The organism is Priestia sp. SIMBA_032, assembly GCF_046535215.1.
In the GTDB taxonomy this organism is placed as follows: Bacteria; Bacillota; Bacilli; order Bacillales; family Bacillaceae_H; genus Priestia; species Priestia aryabhattai.
In genome coordinates this window covers 1-265 of sequence record NZ_JAWRXD010000815.1, presented here as the reverse complement: position 1 = coordinate 265, position 265 = coordinate 1, and the positions used below count along the sequence as shown (strand labels likewise).

Annotated in this window: 1 protein-coding gene; it reads left to right on the top strand. The window is 66.0% G+C overall.

The window, feature by feature from the left end; translation table 11 throughout:
* Positions 1 to 26: 26 nt before the first annotated feature.
* Positions 27 to 265: hypothetical protein (locus SB717_RS36595; RefSeq protein ID WP_410907958.1), on the top strand; the 239-nt coding region annotated here is incomplete at its 3' end.

The window sequence follows — 265 nt, the reverse complement described above, 5'->3', positions numbered from 1 at the left end:
CCTGTCTGAAGGCCCGGGTGGTCCCGGTGAACGTCAACTACAACTACACGGCCCGTGAGATCACCGAACTCCTCGACTACATTCGTCCGCGCGCGGTCATCTACCACCGCTCATTCGGGCCGGAGTTCGCCGAGGCACTGACCGCCGACGGGGTCGAGGTCCTGATCGAGGTCGACGACGGTGGCGATGTCCCACGCGTCGAAGGGGCTCTCTCGCTCGATGATGCGGTGGCGCAGGGGGATCCGGACCGGGTGCTGCCCTCATC